Annotated in this window: 15 protein-coding genes and 5 pseudogenes; 6 read left to right on the top strand and 14 right to left on the bottom strand. The window is 64.1% G+C overall.

Annotated features, from left to right (window positions below):
• A pseudogene (locus RHBS_RS11755) lies at nucleotides 1–231 on the bottom strand (NUDIX hydrolase); the annotation flags it as partial.
• A 47-nt stretch (nucleotides 232–278) separates the two neighbouring features.
• On the bottom strand, nucleotides 279–1,121 hold the full coding sequence (locus RHBS_RS11750; RefSeq protein WP_121872500.1) for an ABC transporter ATP-binding protein: 843 nt from the start codon (nucleotides 1,119–1,121) through the stop codon (nucleotides 279–281).
• 31 nt (nucleotides 1,122–1,152) lie between these two features.
• On the opposite strand from RHBS_RS11750, the gene RHBS_RS11745 reads away from it, so the two are divergent.
• The gene (locus RHBS_RS11745) at nucleotides 1,153–2,730 is read left to right on the top strand and encodes an alpha-amylase family glycosyl hydrolase (protein WP_237669172.1); all 1,578 of its coding nucleotides are present in this window, start codon (nucleotides 1,153–1,155) and stop codon (nucleotides 2,728–2,730) included.
• 403 nt (nucleotides 2,731–3,133) lie between these two features.
• Here RHBS_RS11745 and RHBS_RS30455 read toward each other — a convergent pair whose 3' ends face one another.
• The 4 genes from RHBS_RS30455 to ctaD form a co-directional block, all read right to left on the bottom strand.
• Nucleotides 3,134–3,910, bottom strand: coding sequence for a YitT family protein (locus RHBS_RS30455; RefSeq protein ID WP_237669171.1), 777 nt, complete (start codon nucleotides 3,908–3,910; stop codon nucleotides 3,134–3,136).
• A gap of 65 nt (nucleotides 3,911–3,975) precedes the next feature.
• Nucleotides 3,976–4,752, bottom strand: a complete 777-nt coding sequence (locus tag RHBS_RS11735; RefSeq protein WP_121872502.1) for an aminoacyl-tRNA hydrolase — start codon at nucleotides 4,750–4,752, stop codon at nucleotides 3,976–3,978.
• Between the two features lie 11 nt (nucleotides 4,753–4,763).
• Nucleotides 4,764–5,990: a phosphoserine phosphatase SerB gene (gene serB, locus RHBS_RS11730; RefSeq protein ID WP_121870218.1), complete on the bottom strand. Its 1,227-nt coding sequence runs from the start codon at nucleotides 5,988–5,990 to the stop codon at nucleotides 4,764–4,766.
• 145 nt (nucleotides 5,991–6,135) lie between these two features.
• The gene (gene ctaD, locus RHBS_RS11725) at nucleotides 6,136–7,926 is read right to left on the bottom strand and encodes a cytochrome c oxidase subunit I (protein WP_121870219.1); all 1,791 of its coding nucleotides are present in this window, start codon (nucleotides 7,924–7,926) and stop codon (nucleotides 6,136–6,138) included.
• Nucleotides 7,927–8,310: 384 nt separating this feature from the next.
• Between ctaD and RHBS_RS11720 the strand changes: the two genes are divergently transcribed.
• The 4 genes and pseudogenes from RHBS_RS11720 to RHBS_RS11705 all read left to right on the top strand — a co-directional run bounded on the left by RHBS_RS11720 (nucleotide 8,311) and on the right by RHBS_RS11705 (nucleotide 11,009).
• A complete protein-coding gene (locus tag RHBS_RS11720) occupies nucleotides 8,311–9,315 on the top strand; it encodes an iron-siderophore ABC transporter substrate-binding protein (protein WP_121870221.1) in 1,005 nt (334 codons plus the stop codon).
• A 4-nt stretch (nucleotides 9,316–9,319) separates the two neighbouring features.
• Nucleotides 9,320–9,792, top strand: a pseudogene (locus RHBS_RS11715) (NUDIX domain-containing protein).
• Nucleotides 9,793–9,890: 98 nt separating this feature from the next.
• Nucleotides 9,891–10,808 carry an SPFH domain-containing protein gene (locus RHBS_RS11710; RefSeq protein WP_183130188.1) on the top strand — a complete coding sequence of 306 codons (918 nt, stop codon included), beginning with the start codon at nucleotides 9,891–9,893 and terminating at the stop codon, nucleotides 10,806–10,808.
• Between the two features lie 3 nt (nucleotides 10,809–10,811).
• A complete protein-coding gene (locus tag RHBS_RS11705) occupies nucleotides 10,812–11,009 on the top strand; it encodes a hypothetical protein (RefSeq protein ID WP_037189794.1) in 198 nt (65 codons plus the stop codon).
• 25 nt (nucleotides 11,010–11,034) lie between these two features.
• Here RHBS_RS11705 and nrdF read toward each other — a convergent pair.
• The 7 genes and pseudogenes from nrdF to RHBS_RS11670 form a co-directional block, all read right to left on the bottom strand.
• Nucleotides 11,035–11,999, bottom strand: a pseudogene (gene nrdF, locus RHBS_RS11700) (class 1b ribonucleoside-diphosphate reductase subunit beta).
• 48 nt (nucleotides 12,000–12,047) lie between these two features.
• Nucleotides 12,048–13,142 (bottom strand): type IV toxin-antitoxin system AbiEi family antitoxin domain-containing protein, encoded by a 1,095-nt coding sequence (locus RHBS_RS11695; RefSeq protein WP_121870223.1) that lies wholly within the window; start codon nucleotides 13,140–13,142, stop codon nucleotides 12,048–12,050.
• A 91-nt stretch (nucleotides 13,143–13,233) separates the two neighbouring features.
• Complete coding sequence (nrdE, locus tag RHBS_RS11690) at nucleotides 13,234–15,399, bottom strand: class 1b ribonucleoside-diphosphate reductase subunit alpha (protein WP_121870224.1); 2,166 nt, start codon at nucleotides 15,397–15,399, stop codon at nucleotides 13,234–13,236.
• Between the two features lie 36 nt (nucleotides 15,400–15,435).
• The gene (gene nrdI / locus RHBS_RS11685) at nucleotides 15,436–15,897 is read right to left on the bottom strand and encodes a class Ib ribonucleoside-diphosphate reductase assembly flavoprotein NrdI (protein ID WP_121870225.1); all 462 of its coding nucleotides are present in this window, start codon (nucleotides 15,895–15,897) and stop codon (nucleotides 15,436–15,438) included.
• 24 nt (nucleotides 15,898–15,921) lie between these two features.
• A complete protein-coding gene (locus RHBS_RS11680) occupies nucleotides 15,922–16,155 on the bottom strand; it encodes a redoxin NrdH (protein ID WP_032398330.1) in 234 nt (77 codons plus the stop codon).
• A 412-nt stretch (nucleotides 16,156–16,567) separates the two neighbouring features.
• Complete coding sequence (gene ykgO / locus RHBS_RS11675; RefSeq protein ID WP_037189801.1) at nucleotides 16,568–16,690, bottom strand: type B 50S ribosomal protein L36; 123 nt, start codon at nucleotides 16,688–16,690, stop codon at nucleotides 16,568–16,570.
• Between the two features lie 43 nt (nucleotides 16,691–16,733).
• Nucleotides 16,734–17,300, bottom strand: a complete 567-nt coding sequence (locus RHBS_RS11670) for an NAD(P)H-dependent oxidoreductase (RefSeq protein WP_121870226.1) — start codon at nucleotides 17,298–17,300, stop codon at nucleotides 16,734–16,736.
• Nucleotides 17,301–17,404: 104 nt separating this feature from the next.
• Here RHBS_RS11670 and RHBS_RS11665 point away from each other — a divergent pair.
• Nucleotides 17,405–18,004 (top strand): annotated as a pseudogene (locus RHBS_RS11665) (TetR/AcrR family transcriptional regulator).
• Between the two features lie 9 nt (nucleotides 18,005–18,013).
• Here RHBS_RS11665 and RHBS_RS11660 read toward each other — a convergent pair.
• Nucleotides 18,014–18,250 (bottom strand): annotated as a pseudogene (locus RHBS_RS11660) (fructosamine kinase family protein); the annotation flags it as partial.

Here is an 18,250-nt window from a genome sequence, read left to right as displayed (position 1 = left end):
GCGCTCGGCCCACCACGACGGCGGCGGCCCTGCCCAGCGCACGTCCGCTGCCGCGTCCGAGGGGTCGACTCCGCCACCGGGAAACACCGTCATGCCACCCGCGAACGCCATGCCACCGACGCGTTCGAGCAGGAACACCTCGATGTCGGGCCGCGAAGAACCGTCACGGATCAAGATGACCGTCGAGGCGTCCCGTGCCTGTACGTGATCGGCAGCACTGTTCGAGCTCATGAAAGGCAACGTACCGCTGCACAACGCGGCGCAGTCGCTCGGTCCACCTACCGGCGGTGCGCCCCGGCAGCCCGAGTCCGCCGCGCGAAGAACCGACCGTCGACGCGATCGAGCGCGATCGACTGACTGAATGCCTCGGTCAGGTTCTCCGCGGTGATGACGTCGTCGACCAGCCCCTGGGCCACCACCCCGCCTTCCTTGAGCAACAACGCGTGACTGAAGCCCGGCGGAATTTCTTCCACGTGGTGGGTTATCAGCACGGTGGCGGGGGCGTCGGGATCGGCCGCGAGGTCGGTCAGGCGTGCCACCAGTTCCTCGCGTCCACCGAGGTCGAGGCCTGCCGCCGGCTCGTCGAGCAAGAGGAGTTCGGGATCGGTCATCAGAGCGCGGGCGATGAGAACACGCTTTCGCTCGCCTTCGGACAGCGTGCCGTAGGTGCGGGTGGCGAGATGTTCGGCACCGAGGCTCTCGAGCATTTCGACTGCGCGCTCGGTGTCGACCGCGTCGTATTTCTCTCGCCAACGACCCAGTACCGAATACCCTGCGGACACCACCAGATCGGACACGAGTTCGTCGGACGGAATGCGCTGCGCCAGCGAGGAGGACGACAAGCCGATCCGCGGTCGGAGTTCGGAGACGTCCGCCTTGCCCATGACCTCACCGAGAACGTGGGCGACACCGGACGTGGGATGGATCTCGGCCGCAGCGATACGCAGCAGGGACGTCTTTCCGGCGCCGTTCGGGCCGAGGACGACCCACCGTTCGTCCAGTTCCACCTTCCAGGTGACGGGTCCCACCAGGGTCGCACCACCGCGGCGGACGACTACGTCGGTGAAATCTACGAGCAGGTCGGGATCCGGTTCAGACACGACGCCTATCTTCCCGCACATCGACCGTGCATTCACGGCAGGATGTGCACGCGTGTCGCCCAATGACGATCTGCCTCGTAGCTCCCACCGGACCGCCGGCGGCGAGTCCGCCTCGAACCCGCCCGGATCACCGTTCCCACTGGGTGCCACTGCACTGTCGACTGGCACTCAATTTGCAGTCCATGCACCCGAGGCCGATGGAGTCGAGGTGTGCCTGATCGATCCGGACGGCGGTGAACGACGGGTGGAGCTGACCACCCGCACGTTCGGAGTGCGACATGCCTTCGTCCCGGGAGTGCGGCCCGGTGACCGATACGGCTTCCGCGCCCACGGGCGGTGGGACCCGCACTCCGGCCGCCGGTTCAACGGATCGAAGATTCTGCTCGATCCAGCGGCGCGCCAGGTGACCGGAGTATTCGGAGACCCATCGGCATTGCTCGCCTACGAGGACGACCCGTTCGGTGCGCCCAGTTCTCGCGACTCGCTCGGCCACCTCCCGCTCGGCGTCGTCCGCGCAGCTGACGATCACGTCGGCCGTCCCGCGCGCCCCGAGGTGCCCTGGGACCGAACCGTCCTCTACGAGCTGCACGTGGGATCGTTCACAGCCCGCAATCCTGCTGTGCCCCAGCATCTTCGCGGCACATACCTGGGGCTCGCCGAGCCGGCGGTCCTCGAACATCTCGCGCGCATCGGCATCACGTCGGTGGAATTGCTGCCCGTACACACCACCTTCACCGAACCCGGCGTCCGCGCCCGGGGTATGCGAAACCACTGGGGGTACTCGACGGGTGCGTACTTCGCACCGGATCCACGGTTCGCCGCTGTTCCCGGTGCCGAGGTGGACGAATTTCGCACCATGGTCGACGCGCTGCACGCTGCCGGGATCGAGGTGATCCTCGACGTCGTCTACAACCACACGTGCGAATCCGCGGTCGACGGCCCCTCGATCAGCTGGCGTGGACTCGATGCGCCCGGCTACTACCTACTGGACGGACGCGGATCGGACGTCGATCTGACCGGCTGCGGCAACACCCTCGATTCCGCGTCGCCCGCGGTCGTGCGGATGGTGTGCGATAGCCTTCGGTACTGGGTCGAGGACGTGGGTGTCGACGGCTTCCGATTCGACCTCGCCAGCACTCTCGGCCGGCCCGGCGGTTGGCGATTCGATTCTCGCGCACCGTTGTTGACCGCCATTGCCACCGATCCGGTCCTGGCTCGGGTCAAATTGATCGCCGAGCGTGGGACGCCACCGGTGCCGGCTATCAGGTCGGTAACTTCGGAGTGGCCTGGACGGAATGGAACGATCGCTATCGCGACACGGTCCGGCGCTTCTGGGCGGGCCAGCACGGCGTCCGCGAATTGGCCTCGCGCCTGGCCGGTTCGGAAGATCTCTTCGCGGGCGGCGGACGCCTGCCGTGGGCGTCGATCAACTTCGTCACCGCGCACGACGGGTTCACCGCCCGCGATCTGGTGTCCTACGAGCGAAAACACAACGAGGCCAACGGCGAAGAGAACAGGGACGGGACCGACAACAACTCCTCGGTCAACCACGGCGTCGAGGGGCCGAGCGACGATCCGGCCGTCGTCGAGGCCCGGGGACGCCACGTCCGGGCACTACTGGCAACCCTGACGCTCTCCACCGGTACACCGATGCTGCTTGCCGGCGACGAACTGGGACACAGTCAGGGAGGCAACAACAACGCGTACTGCGTCGCCGAGGATGCACCGGCGGCAGACGCATGGGCAATCGACTGGGACGGTGCGGACCAGAACATGATTCGCTTCGTGGGTCGACTGCTTCGCGTCCGAGCGAGCGCTCCGACACTACGTCAGCAGGAGTTCTTCACCGGCCGCGCGACACCGACCGGCCGACCCGATCTGGTGTGGTTCGATTCCGCCGGAGTCGAATTCGACACGGACCGATGGAACGACGACTCGGTGCGCACCATTCAGGCCTGGGTGGACGGTTCCGACGTCCGCTCCTACGCCTCCGACGGCGGGCAGGTGGACGACGCCAGTTCGCTCCTCGTCCTTCATTCCGGCGGCCCCGCCGACATCACTCTGGCGTGCCCGAGTTGGTCGTCGTCGCGGTTCGTTCCGGTCCTCGATTCCTCGCGTGTGGACGGAGTGCCCTCGGATACCACTGCGCTGGAACCGGGTTCGACGATATCGGTGACCGGATCGACAGTCCTGGTACTGCGCAGCGCAGGCAGATGAGTCATGAACAATTGCACGAGCGGACCGACTCCGAGCGCATAGAGAACCGTCCCGACGCCGAGCGTCCCGCCGAGCAACCAACCGGTGAGCACCACCGACAACTCGATTCCGGTGCGGGTGAGGCGAATCGACCATCCGGTCCTGGCCACCAGACCGGTCATCAGTCCGTCTCGTGGCCCCGGCCCCATCCCGGCACCGATGTACAGCGCGGTCGCGAACGCGTTGATCACGATGCCCGACACCATGGCCAGGGTCCTGATCGGCAGCCCGTCGAGATGCGGCAACAGTGCTGACGTCGCGTCCACCGCAACGGCGATCACCACTACGTTGCTCACGGTGCCGAGGCCAGGACGTTGCCGCAGCGGGATCCACATCAGCAGTACGGCCACGCCGGTGATCGCGGTGATGGTTCCGAAGCTGAGCGAGAGGTGACTCTCGAGACCCTGGTGAAAGACGTCCCATGGGTTGACGCCCAGTCCACCGGCGATCATCAACGACATCGACGCCCCGTACAGCCACAGCCCCACGTACAAGGCGGCCAACCGAGACGGAAGCCGGCGACCGGCGACAAGACGACGTGGTGAGGTGAACATGCTTCCAGTCTCGGGGCTACTGGATATGTTCGGCATAGCCACTTGTACGACAGTGGACCCCAGCTCTAGAGAACGGCAATCACGGTCGTCGATCCGGGTGCCACTTCGGTGAAGCCTGCATCCCGCACCGCGACGGCACGTCCGGCGCGAACCTCGTCCAGTGCACGCGACCATTGTTCCGGGTTCGCGGATCGGGCCGAACATGCGAAACCCGCCGCAGCCCACTCGCGGCATTGCTCCGTGCTCATCGCACCCGCCAGCAGCATCGACGCGTGCCCTACCTGAGCGGCCGCCTTACCCACCGTCATCGACAGGGAGGCGTCGATCCACAACACAGGGCCGGGCGAGACCGAGGGTTCGTCTTCGGCCGACACGTCGGTCCCACCGATCTGCAGCCGCTTGATCCGCGGATCCAGATCGCCGACCCGACCGGGCACGAAAGCGCGTGCCGAGGCTCCCCCGACGTCGACCGTCACACCCGGAACATCCTGCGCCGCACGCCACTGTGCTCCGCGTGCACGTCGGGCAACCTTCCGGATGCGAGCCGACGTCCACTCGGCGAAGGCCACGTTCCACGACGCGCCGACGCCCACTCGCGGGTCCAGGCACAGCGCAACGGTTGCTCTGGCAGCTGCCTCGAGCAACTCACTACGCAGGGGCGGATCGATTTTGGGTATGTGCAACACCAACGGCATGGCCAGAACCTGCGACGGATCTGCCGGGTCCTCGGCTCCGCCGTACCCACGAGCGAGCTCGGCGTGGCGCGAGTCGAACGTGTTGTCCGGTGAGAATTCCTCGGCCGGAGTCTCGACGACCACATCGTCCGGTGCATCGCCGGTCATGCGATCGCCGGTCATGGGATCGGGACGCGGCGGACTCCCCCGTCGACCGCGTCCGCAGCTTCGATCTCGTTGCGGGTGACGCCGAGGATGAACAGAACTGCATCCAGATACGGATGCGAGATGGCCGTGTCGGCGATCTCTCGCAACGCAGGCTTGGCGTTGAAGGCGACACCGAGGCCCGCGGCCGTCAGCATGTCGATGTCGTTCGCTCCGTCGCCGACGGCGACGGTCTGCTCCATCGGCACTCCCGACTGTGCCGCGAACTCACGCAGTGCGGTCGCTTTCGCAGCACGATCGACCACTTCTCCGATAACCCGGCCGGTGAGCTTGCCGTCGACGATCTCGAGGGTGTTCGCCTTGACGTAGTCGAGTTCGAGTTCGTGCGCGAGTCCCTCGATGACCTGGCGGAATCCTCCGGATACGACGCCGCAGGCGAACCCGAGACGTCGGAGGGTGCGGATGGTGGTCCTGGCCCCTGCCGTCAGTTCCAGGCTTTCGCCCACTTCGTCGATGACGGATTCGTCGAGGCCGGCCAACACGGCGACCCGCTGTTCGAGCGACTCCGCGAAGTCGATCTCACCGCGCATGGCAGCTTCGGTGACCGCGCGCACCTCGTCCTCGCGTCCGGCGCGAGCTGCCAACATTTCGATGACCTCCCCCTGAACGAGCGTGGAGTCGACGTCGAACACGATCAGCCGCTTGGATCGCCGTGCAATTCCGCCGCGCTGCACGGCGATGTCGACGCCGATTCCGGCTGCGATGGCCGCCAGACCGGTACGCAGTTGCAGGTCGGCATCCGGCGAGGTGTCTTTCGCGGTCACCTGAAGTTCGAGGCCCGTGACGGGATAGTCGGCAATCCCGCGAATGGAATCGATGTTCGCGCCCTGTCGGGCGAGTTCACGGGAGATGGTGCTGAAAGCGCGAGCTGTCACGGGTCGGCCCAGAACGACGACGACGTGGGTGGCCAGGCTCTGACCGCCACCCCGCGTGGTGTCGATCTCGACATCGACGTGAACGCCGACCGTCGCCATCGCGTCCTCGAGCTCTTCCTGGAGAGCCTCGGGGTCGCGGGGACAGGACAGCAGAACGCCGAGAGTCAGTCTGCCGCGGATGACCACCTGCTCGACGTCGAGGAGGCTGACGTTGTGCCGTGACAGTGCTGCGAACAGCACCGATGTGACGCCCGGCTTGTCGGGTCCCGTCACCGTCACCAGCACTGCGGTGTCGCTCGAAGTCACCGGATCTCCCTTTCGCGCACGGCCAGCGGCCGGATAGGTCTTCGTGTCACCTGTCGTGGACGAGCCAGCCCGAACACGCCACGAGATTGTCGCAAGCGAAGAGCCCCACCCGGTAGCCGGGAGGGGCTCTCGCTGCTGCTGTGGACTACTTGGGGTCCGGGTCTCCGGACCCTTCGTGATCGCTGGTGGCGATCGGAGCCCGACGGGCCTGTTCGAGGACTGCGGTGGTCTTACCGCCGTGCGCTCCCGGCCCGACGTGCGCTTCCGCGCGCATCCGTTCGACCATGTGCGGGTAGTGCAACTCGAAGGCCGGACGCTCGGAACGGATCCGAGGCAGTTCGGTGAAGTTGTGCCGCGGCGGCGGGCAGGAGGTGGCCCACTCCAACGAGTTGCCGTAGCCCCACGGATCATCGACGGTGACGACCTCGCCGTATCGGTAGGACTTGAACACGTTCCACACGAACGGCAGTGTCGAGGCACCGAGGATGAAGGCACCGATCGTGGAGATGACGTTCAACTCGGTGAACCCGTCCGAGGGCAGGTAGTCGGCGTAGCGACGCGGCATGCCCTCGTTTCCGAGCCAGTGCTGCACCAGGAACGTGGCGTGGAATCCGAAGAACGTCAGCCAGAAGTGCCACTTGCCCAGCGCCTCGTCCATCATCCGGCCCGTCATCTTCGGGAACCAGAAGTAGATGCCGGCGTACGTCGCGAACACCACGGTGCCGAACACCACGTAGTGGAAGTGGGCGACCACGAAGTACGTGTCGGTGACCTGGAAGTCGATGGGCGGCGATGCCAGCAGAACACCGGTCAGTCCGCCGAAGACGAAGGTGATCAGGAACCCGATCGAGAACAGCATCGGCGTTTCCAGTGTCACCTGGCCTCGCCACATCGTGCCGACCCAGTTGAAGATCTTCACACCCGTCGGCACCGCGATCAGGAACGTCATGAAGGAGAAGAACGGCAGCAACACAGCACCCGTGGCGTACATGTGGTGCGCCCACACTGCGATGGAGAGGGCGGCGATCGCGATCGTCGCGTAGATCAGACCCGAGTAGCCGAAGATCGGCTTACGCGAGAAGACGGGGAACACCTCGGAGACGATTCCGAAGAACGGCAGCGCGATGATGTAGACCTCGGGGTGACCGAAGAACCAGAACAGGTGCTGCCACAACAGCACTCCGCCGGTTGCCGGGTCGAACAGATGCGCCCCCAGATGTCGGTCGGCCGCCAGGCCGAGCAACGCGGCCGTCAGCAGCGGGAACGCCAGCAGGATCAGAATGGACGTCACCAGGATGTTCCAGGTGAAGATCGGCATACGGAACATCGTCATACCGGGAGCACGCAGGCAGATCACGGTGGTGATCATGTTGACGCCACCGAGGATGGTACCGAGACCACCGACGGCCAGGCCCATGATCCACAGGTCCGCACCGACACCGGGCGAGTGCAGGGCCGAGGTGAGCGGGGTGTACGCGGTCCACCCGAAGTCGGCGGCACCGCCGGGGGTGATGAATCCGGCCGTGGCGATCAACGCGCCGAACAGGTAGAGCCAGTACGAGAAGGCGTTCAGCCGCGGGAACGCGACGTCGGGAGCGCCGATCTGCAGCGGAAGGATGTAGTTCGCGAATCCGAACACGATCGGCGTCGCGTACAGCAGCAGCATGATGGTGCCGTGCATGGTGAAGAGCTGGTTGTACTGCTCGTTGGACAGGAACTGCATTCCCGGAATGGCCAACTCGGCGCGCATCAGCAGCGCCATGAGTCCACCGACCAGGAAGAACGCGAACGATGTCGCGATGTACATGATTCCCAACACCTTGGGATCGGTGGTCGTCACCGCTTTGTGCAGGAACGACCCCTTCGGTCCCGTCCGCGGCGGGAACGGCCGAGCAGCATCCACCGCGGGAGCGGGCCTAGGCGCTAGGGCAGTCACAGATCCTCCTGATTGCGCGTCGGACCTCGAACCACGAGGCGACGTCATCTAGTCGTGCGCTCCTCGAATCGTAGACCGTCGGACCGACGCTTGCCGAACCGGTCCTACCGTGTGTCGTATTGGGCCGAACAGAGCATGCCCGGATCGCGCGATCTGCCTGCGCTGTCGGCCTTTCCGACGCAGTCGGGAACGCCGCGAGAGTTGCAGATTCCGGACGCTCGACGGCGTCCGTTCGGGTGTTCTGCGACGGCCGCCTTCCGATACTGTGTGAGACCACCCGACCCGTCGAAGGAAGTCCCGCGTTGCCACTCCACCCACGAGTCCCCCCGTTCGTGTGCGCCGCGCAGGATCGGCGCCGTCGCCGCCGTGTGCCTTGCCGCCGCCATGGCGCTGGCCGGCTGCTCCGATTCCGAGACGCAGGACGACGCATCCACCATCATTCGCACCACCACGAACATCGCCGGTGCCGGAGTGGTCGGAAACAATCGGGACACCGTGGGACTGTGCCCCGCGCTCGCACCACTCGACCCGACCGGAATCGAGGGTGACACCCGACCCGTGGGACATGCCGAGGGGATCAGTGCCCTTCCGGCCGACCCGCAGCGCATCGTCGTGCTCGATGCCGCGGGCCTGGACGCGAGCTGCGCAGTCGGAATCTGGGAGCGGGTCGTCGGGGCGGCCACGATCGACCCGGATTTCCGCGGTGACGGCGATCAACCGCTGTACCTGGGCACCGGATTGGCGTCCGTCCCGTCCGTCGGCCCGGTGGGTGCACCGGACATCGATGCCATCGCCGCCCTCGACCCCGATCTGATCCTGGGTGCAGATTTGCTCGGGTCCAACACCTACGACGAACTGACGACCATCGCCCCGACCGTCTTCACCGCAACCGGGCAGGGCTGGAAGGACACCTTCCTGCAATCCGCGGCGGCGCTCGGTCGCGGCCAAGCGGGATTCGAGGCACTCGCGTCGTTCTCCGCGGATGCCGAACGGGTCGGTCGCGAGATCGACGCCACCCAGACCCAGGCGTCCGTCGTTAGATTCGATGCGGACTCCATCGAGGTGGACGGACCGAACTCGTTCGCGGGGCAGATACTCGCTGAGGTCGGAGTCGGCCGGCCCCAGAGCCAGCGCGACGCCGCATTCTCGGTCGAGACCGACGACCTCTCGCCGGTCGAGGGAGACATCGTCTACGTGCGATTCGCGGGCCCCGACGGCGAGACGTTCGGGCGCGAGGTGATGGACGGTGACGCGTGGCACGCTCTCGGTTCGGTCACCGACGGTCGGGTGTTCGCCGTGAACGACACGGTGTGGTCGGGCAGCGGCGTCGTCGCTGCGCGGGCCGTTCTGGACGATCTGTCCGCTTCCCTCAACGCCTACGTCTCCTGACGCGATGCCGATTCCCGAGTTCGTCCGCGCACTGCGCAGTGTCGTCGGTACGTCGCCCTGTGGTTGTCCGGTGTCAGCGCTGTCGTTCTCGACGACGACCGGCGTGTGCTCCTGACCCTGCGAGCGGACAACAACACCTGGGCCGTGGTTTCCGGAATTCTCGAACCGGGCGAGGAACCTGCCCCGGCCGCCCTGCGCGAGATCGGCGAGGAAACCGGAGTCGACGCCTCGATCTTGCGTCTGACGAGCGTCGACGTGACGGATCCGATCGCGTACCCCAATGGCGACGTCGCGCAGTATCTCGACATCACGTTTCTCGCTCGGTACACCGGCGGCACCCCTCATGTGGCCGACGACGAGAATCTCGACGTAGCCTGGTTCGCACTCGACGCACTCCCGGAAAACCTTACGGCCACTTCACGATTGCGGATCGAGAAGGCCATCGCCGGTGATCCGTCGGCGTGGTTCCGGCGCTGACTCGCCCGCCGAACACGACTGACCGATTCTCCCGATCCAGCGCTTGCCATCGCTAAATGTGATACCACTTTAGTATCACCATTGAGAGGGAGGTTCTCATGTCCGCACCCGCAACCGTCGCCGAGAAGCCGACGGGCACCCCGACCACCACCATTGCCGAGCGCCCGGGTTGGGATCTGCCCGGCTGGTCGATGCTCGGCATCGGCCTCGCACTGCTCCTCGGTGGAATCGCCGCGTTCGCGCTCGGACTCGTGTTCACCGTCGTCTGGCTCGTCGTGACCGGAGTCGTCCTGTTCGTTCTCTCATTGCCTGCACTCATGGGTCTGACGCTGGTGCAACCGAATCAGGCTCGCGTTCTTCAGCTTCTCGGGAGTTCGTACAGCGGCACCCTGCGGACACCGGGTCTGCGCTGGACCAATCCGTTGACGTACCGCAGGGCCATCTCGACGCGTATCCGCAACCACGAGACCGGCCAATCGAAGGTCAACGACGCCGACGGCAATCCGATCGAGATCTCCGCCATCGTCGTCTGGCAGGTTGCCGATACCGCGCTGGCATCGTTCCAGGTCGATGACTACGAGGAGTTCGTCGCCGTCCAGACCGAGTCGGCCGTCCGGCACATCGCCGGCAGCTACCCGTACGACGCCGAAGGGCGAATGTCGTTGCGGGAGAACGCCGACGAGATCACCGCCGCCATGTCGGAGGAGGTGCACGCACGGGTACGTTCGGCCGGTGTCGAGGTGATCGAAACCCGAATCAACCGGCTGGCCTATGCCCCGGAGATCGCCCAGGCCATGTTGCGACGTCAGCAGGCCGGGGCGGTCATCGCCGCCCGTCAGCAGATAGTCGAAGGTGCCGTCGGAATGGTGGAGATGGCTCTCGGGAAGCTCGAGGAGAAGCACGTCGTCGAGCTCGACGAGGAGCGCAAGGCCACGATGGTGTCGAATCTGCTCGTGGTGCTGTGCAGCGACCGCGACACGCAACCTGTCGTCAACACCGGATCGCTGTATCAGTGAGCCATGGCCGTCGAACGTAAGAAGATTCTGCTGCGGTTGGACCCAGCGGTGCACGACGCCCTCGCCCGCTGGGCCTCCGACGAGTTGCGGAGCACCAACGCTCAGATCGAGTTCCTGTTGCGCCGCGCTCTGAGCGAGAAGGGCCGAATGCCCAAGGACGCCGAGGACATTCGCCCGCCGGGACGCCCACCGAATTCGTGAGCGTCCCGGAACGGCGCGGGCGGGCTCAGAAGTCCCAGTCCTCGTCTTCGGTGTTGACGGCCTTGCCGATGACGTACGAGGAACCCGAGCCGGAGAAGAAGTCGTGGTTCTCGTCGGCGTTGGGTGAGAGCGCCGACAGGATCGCCGGGTTGACGTCCGTCTCGTCCTTGGGGAACAGGCCCTCGTAGCCGAGATTGTTCAGTGCTTTGTTGGCGTTGTAGCGCAGGAACTTCTTGACGTCCTCGGTCAGGCCGATCTCGTCGTAGAGGTCCTGGGTGTACTCGACCTCGTTGTCGTACAACTCGAACAGCAACTCGAACGTGTAGTTCTTGAGCTCCTCGCGCTGCGCCTCGCTGACCTTCTCGAGACCCTTCTGGTACTTGTAGCCGATGTAGTACCGTGCACGGCCTCGTCGCGGATGATCAGCCGGATCAGGTCCGCGGTGTTGGTGAGCTTGGCCCGCGAGGACCAGTACATCGGCAGGTAGAAGCCGGAGTAGAACAGGAACGACTCGAGCAGCGTCGACGCGACCTTGCGCTTGAGCGGATCGTCACCGTGGTAGAAGTTCAGGACGATCTCGGCTTTGCGCTGGAGGTTGACGTTCTCCTCGGACCAGCGGAATGCATCGTCGATGTCGCGGGTGGAGCTGAGGGTGGAGAAGATGGAGCTGTAGCTCTTGGCGTGCACCGACTCCATGAACGCGATGTTGGTGTACACCGCTTCCTCGTGGGGAGTGATGGCATCCGGGATGAGGCTGACCGCGCCGACCGTGCCCTGAATGGTGTCGAGCAGTGTCAACCCGGTGAACACCCGCATCGTCAACTGCTTCTCCACGGCGGTCAGCGTTGCCCACGACGGGATGTCGTTGGATACCGGCACCTTCTCCGGCAACCAGAAATTGCTGGTGAGGCGCTCCCACACTTCGGAGTCCTTGTCGTCCTGGACCCTGTTCCAATTGATTGCGGAAACGCGATCGATGAGCTTCACCATGTGTCCTATCTACCGGGGAAATCTGCCGAATACTGGCCTGCCTGAACACTACCTGTTGTGTCGGACATCAATGGCTAACACAAGATCTGTGTCGTGCGCCTTTTGCGTACCTATTCGTGCGCAAAGTGCGCACGACGTGGGCACGACATCCCACCCCTCACGCCGCAGAACTCGCGCGACGTCTCGCGCCACCCCACACGGATCGCTGTTGACTTCCTCGTAGCCGAACACGAGTCGTGCACGCCCCGCGAGTTCCGCAGCGTTGTCGCGTCGCCGATCCCGGAACGCGACCTCGCGCATCGAATGAAAGCGACGCCCGTCCAGCCGCACCGACACCGCGCGAGATCCGATCCGATATTCGACGTCCTCGTACAGGGTCCGACCGTCCACTCGTACCGGGCACTGCCGGTCGGCAACCGGAAGCCCATGAGCCGCTTCGACGTTGGTTGCGTATTCGAGCTCGAGGATCGACTGAACTCCATTCGCGAGTAGGTCGATGGCCTTCCCGAGTACGGTGCAGTACCGGTACGGACGTCGGACAGCGATCTGCTCACGCACGTCGGTCAGGCGGATTCCGCGATCGGTCACCGACGACACCAAGCTCGCGAAAGCCTGCTCGGGCGTCGATTCCGCCACCGCGAGATCGATTGCGGTATCCACCAATGTCGTGCGCGGCATGTTGCCGGCTACACCGATGTGTTTGTGCGCGCGGGATCGGTGCACGACCACTCCGGGATGAAGTGCCGATCCAACTCCTGCCACCAGCCTGGTCCCTACGGCAGCGGCTTTGCGCGCAGTAGACCGTTGGTTGCGTGCAGACTTCCCGTACGGAACGGTCACATGGACCGGAGCGGTGGGCTCGGTCTGCCGAAAACCCCATTCCTCGGCTGCTGACCGATGACTCAGCATCGAATGTCCACCTCCGTACAGAAGTGCTGCCATCAGAATCCGATCGCGTGTCAACGGCCCGGTGAAGACGGAGTAGACGCCTCTGAGAACGATGATCCATGCCCCACTGTCCACCAGCGTGCGAACCCGATTCCGGCTGTAGCCCAATGCCGTGACCTGCGACTGCGTGAACAGCCCCACCTGCGTATCGATCAGAACCTGTAGTTCTCGACCGTCCCCCCGACCATGTTCCATGGCCGGTCATCCTGCCCAGCGGGTACGACATCTTTCGTCGTGCGCCTTTTGCGTACCTCCAGGTGCGCAAAAGGCGCACGAGGGCGGAGCCCTACAGCATGCAGGACACGCAACCCTCCACCTCGGTGCCTTCGAGGGCCAACTGGCGCAGGCGGATGTAGTACAGCGTCTTGATGCCCTTGCGCCATGCGTAGATCTGCGCGCGGTTGATGTCGCGGGTGGTGGCGGTGTCCTTGAAGAACAGCGTCAACGACAGGCCCTGATCGACGTGTTGCGTTGCGGCAGCGTAGGTGTCGATGATCTTCTCGTACCCGATCTCGTACGCATCCTGGTAGAAGTCCAGGTTGTCGTTGTCGAGATACGGAGCCGGGTAGTAGACGCGACCGATCTTGCCTTCCTTGCGGATCTCGATCTTCGACGCCACCGGGTGAATCGACGAGGTGGAGTTGTTGATGTACGAGATGGAACCGGTCGGCGGGACGGCCTGCAGGTTCTGGTTGTAGATCCCGTGCTCTTGCACGGACGCCTTCAACGTCGTCCAATCCGCCTGGGTGGGAACCGATACGCCCGAGTCGGCGAACAACTTCGCCACCTTCGGTGTGGCCGGCTCCCAGACCTGGTCGGTGTACTTGTCGAAGAACTCACCCGACGCGTACTTGGAGTCGGGGAAACCCTTGAAGTTCTGACCGCGATCCTTCGCCAGCTGATTCGACGCCTGAAGCGCATGGAACAGCACGGTGTAGAAGTAGATGTTCGTGAAGTCGATGCCCTCGGTCGAACCGTAGTGAATTCGCTCGCGCGCCAGGTAGCCGTGCAGATTCATCTGCCCGAGGCCGATCGCATGAGAATCGTTGTTGCCCTGCTCGATCGACGGCACCGAGAAGATGTGCGTTTGATCCGACACCGCGGTGAGGCCGCGAATGGCCACTGCGATCGTCTTACCGAAATCGGGCGAGTCCATCGTCTTGGCGATGTTCAGCGAGCCGAGGTTGCACGAGATGTCCTTGCCGACATGACTGTACGAGAGGTCGTCGTTGAACGTGGACGGCGTCGAGACCTGCAGGATCTCCGAGCACAGGTTCGAGTGAGTGATCTTGCCCTTCACCGGGTTCGCGCGATTGACGGTGTCCTCGTACATGATGTACGGGTAGCCGGACTCGAACTGCAACTCGGCGAGCGTCTGAAAGAACTCGCGCGACTTGATCTTGGTCTTGCGGATCCGCTTGTCGTCGACCATCTCGTAGTACTTCTCGGAGACGTCGATGTCTGCGAACGGGACGCCGTAGATGCGCTCGACGTCGTAGGGCGAGAACAGGTACATGTCCTCGTTCTTCTTCGCGAGCTCGAACGTGATGTCCGGGATGACGATTCCGAGCGAGAGCGTCTTGATCCTGATCTTCTCGTCCGCGTTCTCACGCTTGGTGTCGAGGAATTTGTAGACGTCGGGGTGATGCGCGTGCAGGTACACCGCGCCTGCGCCCTGACGTGCACCGAGCTGGTTGGCGTACGAGAACGAGTCCTCGAGCAGCTTCATGATCGGGATGACACCCGAGGATTGGTTCTCGATGCGCTTGATCGGCGCGCCGGCCTCGCGAATATTGCTCAGCAGCAACGCAACTCCGCCACCGCGCTTGGACAGCTGAAGGGCCGAGTTGATGGAGCGGCCGATGGACTCCATGTTGTCTTCGATACGAAGCAGGAAGCAGGACACGGGCTCGCCGCGCTGCTTCTTGCCGGAGTTGAGGAAGGTGGGCGTCGCGGGCTGGAAGCGCCCGGCGATGATTTCGTCGACCAGATCTGTGGCCAGAGCCTCGTCGCCGGCGGCCAGTGTCAGCGCCACCATGCACACCCGGTCCTCGAAACGCTCGAGGTAACGCTTGCCGTCGAACGTCTTGAGCGTGTACGAGGTGTAGTACTTGAACGCCCCGAGGAACGTGGGGAACCGGAACTTCTTCGAGTACGCGTGGTTGATCAGGAACTTGACGAACTCGCGAGAGTACTGGTCCAGAACCTCGGGTTCGTAATAGTTCTCCTCGACGAGGTAGTCCAGCTTCTCGTCGAGATCGTGGAAGAACACGGTGTTCTGGTTGACGTGCTGCAGGAAGTACTGATTGGCAGCCTCGCGATCCTTCTCGAACTGGATCTCACCGTTGGGGCCGTACAGATTGAGCATCGCGTTGAGCGCGTGGTAATCCATGTCGCCGTCGCCGCGGACGGTGGTGGGTACGGGTCCTGCGTCGGTGATGGTCGGTGCCACGGCGATGCTCCTACTGGGTATGTGGTGTGTGGTGCTCTAGTGCGTGTGGGCGGCGCGTCGGACTTCACGTTCCCAGAAGTCCTCCAGTCCCTCGCGGACCCGCACTACGTCCTCGGGGGTGCCCATCAATTCGAAGCGGTACAGATACGGAACGGCGCACTTCTGCGAAATGACATCTCCCGCAAAGCAGAAGGAGTCACCGAAGTTCGTGTTTCCGGCAGCGATGACGGCTCGGATCAACGAACGATTGTGCTCGTCGTTGAGAAACTTGATCACTCGCTTGGGGACGTAGTTGGTGTCGCGCCCGGAGTAGGTGGTCCCTCCCCCGTACGTCGGCACGATGAGAACGTAAGGAGAGTCGACACGAAAGGTGCCGTCCGGATCACGCAGAGGGATGCGTGTGGCAGGAATGTCCAGCTTCGAGACGAAGCGATGAGTGTTCTCGGACACGCTGGAGAAGTAGACCAGTGAGTGGGAGGACTGCGGTTGCGAACTCACCGCTCACTCACTTTCTCGTACTGTTCAAGCAGCGTTCGCTGCGAGGGTTTTGATGCGATCAGGACGGAAGCCGGACCAGTGATCGTCACCGGCGACGACTACCGGGGCCTGCAGGTAGCCGAGGGCCATGACGTAGTCACGCGCTTCGGGATCCTGCGAGATGTCGATGACGGAGTACTCGATACCGGCTTTGTCGAGGGCGCGGTAGGTGGCATTGCACTGAACGCAGGCGGGCTTGGTGTAAACGGTGATGCTCATGGTGTCCCTCTTTCCGTTGTCGCCATCGGGTGCACCGACGCGACCGATGTGCTCTGCGTGTGGCACCGAGAACATCTCCCGCTCAGGGCGACTTCGACCTGCTCGAACCCGTTTGTGCACGTTCTTCGAGTTGTGGCCTCTCGGTCGGTCAAACACTACACCTAGTGTCCGACATCTGCCTAGAACACGAGATGTTGCGAACAACACGCTTGGTATTCGCTGGTCACGGCGTTGCCCAGCCGCAAATATCGGTCAGTTTCGGCGTGTCGCGGGTCACAGCACCGGCATGTTGTTCGTCACAACGGGACCCTGCCCGGACGGTGACGTGTGCCGACGACCGCCGACCCTCCCCCGACACGACGAAGGACCCTCGAATTTCTCCGAGGGTCCTTCGTCGGCGATCACACTGTCGTCAGCGCTGGCGCGCTTTGAACCGCGGTTCCTTCTTGTTGATGACGAACACCGTGCCGCGGCGTCGTACCACCTGTGCGCCGGGCTTGTTCTTGAGCGATTTCAATGAGTTTCTCACCTTCATGCAATCATCCTACATGAAAACGATTCCCATAATCGACATGGGGTCAGGCACTGACGAGTTCGTCGGCGACCTTGACCAGCTCGGCGACAACGTGGCCGATCTCACCGGAGACCTCGACGTTCTCACGCGGATGGGCCGAACCGAACTTCTCCGCGATGCCGCCGATGGAGAGCTGGACATCTTCGAGAACGGTTCCGCCTGCGATGCGCACGGCCTTGCAGGTGTCCTCGTGCGCCCACTTGGCTCCGTTACCACTGATCGACGCGCTGATGACGACGACCGGCTTGCCCACCATGGCACCCGCACCGTACGGGCGCGAGAGCCAGTCGATGGCGTTCTTCAGCACGGCCGGGATGGTGCCGTTGTATTCGGGCGTGACCAGCAACAACGCCGAAGCCTTCTCTGCAGCGGCCCGCAGAGCGAGCGCGGCCGCGGGCTCCGATCCCTCGACGTCGATGTCTTCGTTGTAGAAGGGGACATCTCCGAGTCCGTCGTACATCACTACCTCGGCACCGGCGGGAGCGACGGTGACAGCGGTCTCGGCGATCCGCTTGTTCACCGACTCGGCGCGCAAGCTTCCGACGAGAACGAGTACATGAGCGTCTGACATGAGGTTATTCCTTCGCAAGTTCGGATGACGTGATCGTCGTGTCAATTCCTACCATTCAAACGGACCGTGGTCCATTTATGTTCCCGGCAAGGTAGGCTTCTGCTGTGACCGGCCCGATGCTGCCCATAGCGGGCGAGGAATCCGAACGGTGCGACGCAGCGCGCAACCGTCGCCTGCTCCTCGACGCCGCAACGGATCTGGTGGCGACCGTCGGAGCCGACGCCATCACCATGGACGCAGTGGCCACCAAGGCCGGAGTGGGCAAGGGCACGGTATTCCGTCGCTTCGGGAACCGGGCCGGGCTGATGCGTGCGCTGCTCGACCACACCGAGAAGAAACTTCAGCACTCGTTCATGTTCGGCGACCCGCCGCTGGGCCCGGGAGCGACCCGATCGATCGACTCGTCGCCTTCGGCCGAGCTCGACTCGAGTTCGTCAACGTCCAGGGGGGAAGTACTGCGCGCCGCGGAGAGCGCCGACGACGCGCGGTACTCCGCCCCGGCGCACATGGTCAACTTCACCCACGTCCTGTCGCTGCTCCGTGCAGCCGAGGTGGACGGGGATCTCGAACTGCTCGCGTACTGGCTGCTCACACCACTCGAAGCCACCCTGGTGCTCCACCAGTACCGAGATCTTGGGATGCCGATGGATCGCCTTGCCGACGGCTGGGAAGACCTGGTTCGCCGGGCAACTCGCACTCGGTAGATCCGGTACTCAGAGCCTGAGCACGGCCGCGGCGGCCGCGTGCAGCGCGGTGCCGTACGAGCGGCCGTGACCGGCCGCATGAACGGCGAGCGGGTGCAACTGGTGCACCGGTATGCGCGCGCGCCACCCGGCTCGCAACGGATGTACCGTCTCGTAACCGTCTACGACGACGTCGAGGTGGGGGCAACCGGAACAGCGCCAGCATCGCCAGGTCGGTCTCGCGGTGCCCACCCGTGCGCTGCCGGA

Origin of the sequence: Rhodococcus sp. BS-15, from assembly GCF_000813105.1 — a bacterium.
Taxonomy (GTDB): domain Bacteria; phylum Actinomycetota; class Actinomycetes; order Mycobacteriales; family Mycobacteriaceae; genus Rhodococcoides.
The sequence above is the reverse complement of the archived record's forward strand: the minus strand, read 5'-3'. Positions and strand labels throughout refer to the sequence as shown.